The following is a 6494-nucleotide window of genomic DNA, read 5'->3' as shown; positions in this document are numbered from 1 at the left end:
GCGCTCACGCGTCTCGGCATCGAACTTCCTTGGTGCACCCATATCTGCATTCTCCTGGTGAGATCACAGTCTCCACCAGTCCCAGGACGGTTCAGCACCGATTTCTGCACGCGACTGCTGCGCGACAGGCTTGTCGAGCTGAACATGCCGGCCACGTTCGATCTGGGCAGCCCTGGTACGCACTCGTGGCCGTGCTGGGCCGATCAGCTTGCGAAGAGCTGGCCGACGCTGGCCGCGGGGCTCGAGCCGTGAGCTTGTCCAGTCGACGAATGTGCAGACTCTTTGGCGCAGTACGACCGAGTGTCGGATATTCTTATCGCGGTGGTACGCGCCACCGACTGCGCTTCCACGTGGCAACCACGTGAATCATCGAGGAGAGGCCTGACCAGCTCAGGACATGTCCGGATGGGGTGCGGCGCAGAATTGCGCCATCTTCATTCCGCCGATGCCCGACATCGGTTGACGAAAGGACATGACATGTCGTCGAAGGACGAGAAGAATTTGGCTCAGGTGATCGAAAAGATCTCGAAGATGGACGAACCTCGGCGTTCGGTCATGCAACGTGTGCACGACATCATCGTGTCCGCGGCCCCCACGTTGAAGCCGCGGATCTGGTACGGAATGCCCGCCTACGCGAAGTCGGCGAGCACGCCGGCGCTCGTGACGCTGCGCAACGACGATCGATTGAATCTAGCCATCACCGAGAAGGCGGCATTTCACGCTGCCGGTGGCGCGGACGGGCAATTGATGCCGGCGGCGTGGTACTTCGAGACTGTGGACGACGCTACGGCGCAGCGTATCGCCGAGATTGTTCGTTCTGTCGTCGACTGAGCGAGCACGCTCGGTAGACCGAGGGTCCCGGCGGGACAACGAGCCCACGGGACCCTCGCCATGACGGAAGATCCAACAGGTTCGTGGCGGCGTGTTCTGCGAGTGGGCGTCGTCGTCTGCGCCGCCCACCGATGCTGACTACGCTCCGAATCAGACGATAGGAGAACGTGAATGGGTCTGCAGGAACTCGAGGCATTGGTGCACCGAACAGCCACTGCTGGGGAACCTTTCGAGCGTGGAGCCGACGAGGCGGAGCAGGCATATTTGTCTTCGCTTGCGGCACGGCCGAGTACGAAGCTGATCTGTGAGGTCGGGTTCAATGCCGGCTTCTCGAGTTGGGCGTTCCTCGACGCATCGCCCGATACGACCGTCGTGTCCTTCGACCTTGCTGCGTACGCCTACAGTGCCGCCGCGAAAGCCCATATCGACGAACACTTTCCGGGCCGCCACACCCTGATTCAGGGTGACTCGCACACCACCATCGCGGCCTATGCGAAGGAACACCCGGACATGCGGTTCGACGTCATCTTCATCGACGGAGACCACTCGGTGGAGGGTGCTCGCGCAGACCTCGACGATCTACGTGCGCTCGCTACCGCAGAATCGGTCGTGATCATGGACGACATCACCCCGTGGCTCTGGTTCGGCGAAGGCCCCACTCAGGCGTGGCAGGACGCGGTCGACGAGGGTCGGATTCTGCACACGCAGTACTTCCTCGACGGAGAACCTGTCGAGGCCGTGACACCTCCGGCCGCTCGCGCCTGGGCCGAGGGCCGCTACCCCTTCTGAACCTCCGCGCGGTGCAATCAGCGTTCATCGACGACAGTCGGACACGGCCTGCCGAACCAACTCGGCGGCCTCGTCGGAGTTCGATGCGTAGTGGACATTGTCGAAGCGGTGCAGGTAGGCGTCGTAGATGCCGGATACCTTCTTGTTCGCGTTGTCCATCGCCACGACACGTTTGCCCATCATTGCGGCCAGTACGGCAGCGTGCAGCCGATCGGTGAGCACGACAGGAGCTAGGTTCAGAATGCGTTGGGCCACACGAAGGTTGAGCTTCGCAGTCTGCTCGTACGAGCGTAGGAGAGCGGGGTAGAGCAGCCGATTCGTTCTGGGGAAACGTTGCGCAATCAGAGTCGGCAGCATCACCGCCGTCGAGATCGCCAGATCCGTTCCGCGTAGGCCCCAGTCGTAGTGCACGGACGAGGCGTCGATGTTCACCGCCGCGTGGCCGAGGCTTTCCGAATCGGCGCGCAGGAGTTTCACGACGTCCACTGCAGTGCCTTCGGCGCTTCGAGCGATGTCGGCACCGAACGCCATGTCCGGACAGTATTCGACGCGGTTGTTCGGGAAATGAGCGAGCGCCAACTCGTACGAACGTTTTTCACGCAGCATGAGGGTCAGATCCGGGTGCTGTGCGTACAGGGCTGCGGTCCTCGCAAGGGCGTCGGTGTCGGCAAAGTCGATGCTCTGGGGAAGACAGACGATCTTGTTGCGAGGAAACCGCGCAACGATCGCTTCACGGAATTTCTGGTCGATCGGCCACCGGTCACCGAAATTTCCCCCGCCTTGCAGAAACAGGGTTCCGTCACCGATTCGTTCTTCGAGAAGAGCATCGTTGTGAGTGAAGGGATCCGACACGTAGTCGACATGCACGTTCAATCGCTTCAAATACTCGACCTCGCCGGCGTAGATGAGTGAGTCGCCGGCGTTGTAATGATTCGGAAAATCCAAGTGAGCCACGCGATCGCCCGGTGCCGCATGAGTCCGCAGGACGGCGAGAGTCTCCTCGCGTATCGCGTCGATGGTCCCGCGGGTCATCGGACGCTCGGCCGCTGTCGTCTGACGAGCGTCGTCACTCGAATCCGCAGTGCGCCGTAGTGAATCCCGATGTAGTGAGCCCACAGACCGACGGGCATCGGTCTCAGCATTTTCGGTAGCCACGGATTGCGAACTGTCGCAAGATAAAGAATCGACACTGCATGAACGGGGATCCGGACGAACGACGACGGGTGCGGGCAGCCCGCCGCACGGTGCTTCGTCGACAGTTGGTAGGACGTGTGCCCATAGGCGCGCCCTTGCACGAACGATCGGCGGACAGTGGTTCTGATGCGGTAAGCGACCAACGCATCGGCGGCATGTCCGAGCGTCAATCCCGCTTGCTGAATCCTCCACGAGTAATCGACGTCCTCGGCACCGCCGATGAGGTCCTCGTCGAAGTCTCCGACCTTCTCGAAAACTTCACGCCACATTGCGAAGTTGCTGCCCGGCGCGTAGGGCAGATAGGCAGTGGGGAACAGAGCGCCGGGTGGCGGTACATTTCGCCACTCCGCCACGTCCGCCGAATTGAGGGATTCGATTTCGAGTGCGCCGCCCACAGCGTCGAAGCTGTCGAGCGCGCGCACCATTGCAGTCAGCCAGGTCGTCTGAGCGACGTCGTCATGGTCGAGGAAGGCCACTACGTCACCGCGTGCGGCTTTCACGCCGACGTTTCTGGCGTACGAAGCTCCACGCTTGGCGGAGGCGTCGACCCTACGTATCGACAGAGGCAAAGATAGCTCTTCGAGGTGTGAGCGCAAGCCGTCGGTCGAGCCGTTGTCGCTGACTATGAGCTCGACATCGCCCGTGTAGTCCTGTGCGGCGATGGCCTCGAGCTGCTCGTCCAGATCGGGCAAGCCGTTGTATACGGGGAGGACGATGGAAACCAGACTGATCGGCACGCTCGGACCTTACCGCGAATTCGAGCGCTGATCGGTCGCGTGCCTCGCTGTCCAGGCGCAGGTCGGCTACTTCTTCCCGCGAAGTTTCTTCTCCAGCGGTGTCGGGAAGGAGGGGACCACCGGGGTGCCGTCGAGCAGGGTGGTGAGTCGTTCGGCCTCGGCTGCAACGGCTTTCGACACCGTCGATCCGACGCCCTCCAGGAACTCGGTCACCACTTCTCCGGACCCGGTCACGGCCCAGCCGCCGACGATGCGGCCCCCGGACCAGATGGTCGGGCCGATGTTGCCGAAGGTGTCGAACAGCGGTGCCTTGTGTTCGCCGAGATACCAGGCGCGGTGCTTCCATCCCATCGGCGTGGGATCGAGTGCAGGTAGCAGCACGACGCCAGTGCCGGCCGGCTTGTCGAAGGTAGTGCTGGACAACATGATTCCATCGCCCTCGGTCAGTTCGACCGCCACGGTGTCCAGGCCCGAGACGGCACCGCGAGTCTGCGTCTTGTTCCAGCCCGTCCACCACTGCAGATCGTCGAGGGTTGCAGGTCCGAACACCTCGAGCCATCGTCGTGCCAGGTCCGTCCTCGCCTCGGTCTCGTCGAGATCGGGAATCCCGTCCGGCCACCAGTGATCGATCGGTGCCCATGCGTGCCGTCGGGAAGTCCACGCGCCCCGTGGTTCGACGCGCACCAATTTTCCCTCGGCGGCCATCATCACCAGCACCTCCGAGGTGACGTACCGCTTGACGTCGTACACCTTGTCGGTGGTCGGCAGCAGTGCGGTCTTGAGCGCGGGCACGGCGGCCGAGAGCTCGGCTCCGGTCGCGGTCCCCATCGATCGCAACGCCGATTCGGTCTCGGCTTCGGTTGTGGCGAGCCATGATTCGACGTCGTCGATCACCGGTTCGGTGGGCAAAGTGGAGACCTGCTTGATCAGCCGCGCTCGCATGGTGCGCGATACCCCGAGGCTCGCCGCAGCGTGAATCATCGGAACGTCGTCGTGCGCGACGACGAACATAGTGCGCCGCATCGCCATCAACCGCACCAGACTCCGGCGCTCGTACATCGCATCGCGAACATCCGAGAGTCCCAGTGTTCGAGCGCGGGCCAGCACCGACAGATACACCGTCGCCGGATCGGTCGCATGCAACGCGAGGAGTGACGACACCACAGCTTCGGTGGTCGAGGCACGGGCGAAGTGCTGCGCGACGAGCCGGTGTCGGCGCTGAGCGTCGGTGATCTTCACGCGATCAGTGTGACTGCTCTTGTGGCGCAGAGCCGACGAATCCGGTGAGCAGGGCTTCGGCGATATCGATCATCCCGTGTGCGCGGGCGTCCTCTGCCGCACCGACGTGGTCGTACTCGACCAGCTCGAACGAGACTGTCCAGCTGCCACGGTCGTGATCGTCGAGTACCGCGTAGCGCGCATGCGGAGACCCGGATTCCATGACGTGCGGGTAGGGGAGATCGTCGTCGTACGCGGGGGTGCCGACGCTTCCAGGATTGACCACGAGTGTGCCGCTGGGGAGAGTCCATTGCCGCTGCAAGTGGGTGTGTCCGCAGGCGATGACAGCTCTGTCGGTGAAACCTGCTGCCCGGTCGAGAATTTCGGCATCGGTTGCCTCGCGAGAGCCGTCGGGATCCACCGAGTGCAGAAAGTACTGCTGATCATCGGTGGGTGTTCCGTGCACTGCGAGGATTCCGTGATCGAGGTCGAGTGAGAACGGCAGCGAGCCCAGCCACTGTCGATGCTCGTCGTCGAGTCGATCATGGGCGTGCCGATCCCAACTGCCCATGGAATCGGGATGCTGTTCGAGCAGATAGCGATCGTGATTGCCGGCGATAGTGGGGAAGTTCAGCGCCATCAACCGATCCGCAGTTCGACGCGGATGTAGACCGCCGGAAAGTAGATCGCCGAGATTGACCACCGTGTCGATCCGTTGTCGTTCGATGTCTTCGAGGACGGCGTCGAGCGCCGCGATGTTGCCGTGAATATCGGCTATGAGAGCTACTCGCACGACCACAGAATCGCAGCGTGGGCAGTCGACTGCAACACGGCAGCCACTGGGCAACCCTCGCCTAGCATGAGGACGCATGCGACGCTCTCGGTTGGTTTGTGTCTCTATCGCTGCTGCCGTGTTCCTGACCGGGTGTACGGGACCACCCCCTCCAGAGGAGGAGCGTCTCCCTGCGCGAGTGTCGTTCGACGACGGCTATGGCCAAATTTTCGTGATGAACGAAGACGGCACCGGCTTACGTCAGGTCACGCCTACTGTGACCGGTGAAATGTCCGATACGAGGTATGCGAACTACGCCTCGATTTCGCCCGATGGATCGTCCATCGCTTATACCCGAAATGGCCGGTTCATCGAATCTGTGGATTTGGAGTCCGGAAATTCACGGACTCTGTACGAGGGGGGATATCAGCCCACCTTCTCGCCGGACGGATCGACAATCGCATTCACTAGCCTCGACGGGATCAGCGCGATGAATGCGGACGGTAGCGACGTACGGCTGTTGGCTCGCGAGGAGAGTGCGTTCGGCGCAGCTTTCACACCCGATGCGACCCGCGTCGTCTTCAATATCGGCGGATACATTGTCGCTGTACCTGCTACGGGCGGTGAGACGACTGTGGTTCTGAGAGATCAGTTCTGGAACGCCGACCCTACATTTTCCCCGGACGGTTCAACAATGGTCTTTTCCAGCAATCGGGGTGGAAACAACGGGTCTGAGCTGTATTCGATGCCTGCGGCCGGTGGACCGATCACGGCTTTGACCGACACGTATGCGGTGCACCCTCAGTTCAACGCGGACGGTTCCCGGATTATCTACAACAGGGCGACGACGCGTACCGGGATAGTGCCCCATGGGGTGGTGTAATTCGGATCGGTGAACCATCCGGTTCATGATCAACGAGTTGTGTTGTATGTTAGGCGCTTTCGAGCTGAGG

General features: G+C 61.9%; 7 protein-coding genes and 1 pseudogene. 4 read left to right on the top strand and 4 right to left on the bottom strand.

What is annotated here, in order from left to right:
* From AB0362_RS26420 to AB0362_RS26410, 3 genes and pseudogenes are all read left to right on the top strand, one after another.
* A pseudogene (locus AB0362_RS26420) lies at window positions 1-252 on the top strand (hypothetical protein); the annotation flags it as partial.
* Window positions 253-477: 225 nt separating this feature from the next.
* The gene (locus tag AB0362_RS26415; RefSeq protein WP_317533298.1) at window positions 478-831 is read left to right on the top strand and encodes a DUF1801 domain-containing protein; all 354 of its coding nucleotides are present in this window, start codon (window positions 478-480) and stop codon (window positions 829-831) included.
* A gap of 171 nt (window positions 832-1002) precedes the next feature.
* On the top strand, window positions 1003-1620 hold the full coding sequence (locus tag AB0362_RS26410) for a class I SAM-dependent methyltransferase (RefSeq protein WP_317810944.1): 618 nt from the start codon (window positions 1003-1005) through the stop codon (window positions 1618-1620).
* Between the two features lie 24 nt (window positions 1621-1644).
* Here the strand turns inward: AB0362_RS26410 and AB0362_RS26405 are convergent, their stop codons facing one another.
* The 4 genes from AB0362_RS26405 to AB0362_RS26390 all read right to left on the bottom strand — a co-directional run bounded on the left by AB0362_RS26405 (window position 1645) and on the right by AB0362_RS26390 (window position 5562).
* Window positions 1645-2652 (bottom strand): polysaccharide pyruvyl transferase family protein, encoded by a 1008-nt coding sequence (locus AB0362_RS26405; RefSeq protein ID WP_317810945.1) that lies wholly within the window; start codon window positions 2650-2652, stop codon window positions 1645-1647.
* Entirely contained in the window at window positions 2649-3551 is a 903-nt protein-coding gene (locus AB0362_RS26400; protein WP_317810946.1) for a glycosyltransferase, read from the bottom strand. Before AB0362_RS26400 ends, AB0362_RS26405 begins: the two co-directional genes overlap by 4 nt.
* 66 nt (window positions 3552-3617) lie before the next feature.
* Window positions 3618-4790, bottom strand: a complete 1173-nt coding sequence (locus tag AB0362_RS26395) for a winged helix DNA-binding domain-containing protein (protein ID WP_317810947.1) — start codon at window positions 4788-4790, stop codon at window positions 3618-3620.
* 4 nt (window positions 4791-4794) lie between these two features.
* The gene (locus tag AB0362_RS26390) at window positions 4795-5562 is read right to left on the bottom strand and encodes a metallophosphoesterase family protein (protein ID WP_317810948.1); all 768 of its coding nucleotides are present in this window, start codon (window positions 5560-5562) and stop codon (window positions 4795-4797) included.
* 178 nt (window positions 5563-5740) lie between these two features.
* On the opposite strand from AB0362_RS26390, the gene AB0362_RS26385 reads away from it, so the two are divergent.
* Window positions 5741-6424 carry a hypothetical protein gene (locus tag AB0362_RS26385; RefSeq protein ID WP_366236301.1) on the top strand — a complete coding sequence of 228 codons (684 nt, stop codon included), beginning with the start codon at window positions 5741-5743 and terminating at the stop codon, window positions 6422-6424.
* The last annotated feature ends 70 nt before the right edge of the window (window positions 6425-6494 follow it).

The organism is Rhodococcus sp. NPDC079359 (assembly GCF_040702585.1).
GTDB lineage: Bacteria > Actinomycetota > Actinomycetes > Mycobacteriales > Mycobacteriaceae > Rhodococcoides.
Note: the sequence above shows the minus strand (reverse complement) of the source record. Positions and strands in the feature narration are given on the sequence as shown.

Coding starts and splice junctions, on each gene's coding strand:
- AB0362_RS26415 (WP_317533298.1), top strand. CDS start 478: ATGTCGTCGAAGGACGAGAAGAATTTGGCTCAGGTGATCGAAAAGATC.
- AB0362_RS26410 (WP_317810944.1), top strand. CDS start 1,003: ATGGGTCTGCAGGAACTCGAGGCATTGGTGCACCGAACAGCCACTGCT.
- AB0362_RS26405 (WP_317810945.1), bottom strand. CDS start 2,652: ATGACCCGCGGGACCATCGACGCGATACGCGAGGAGACTCTCGCCGTC.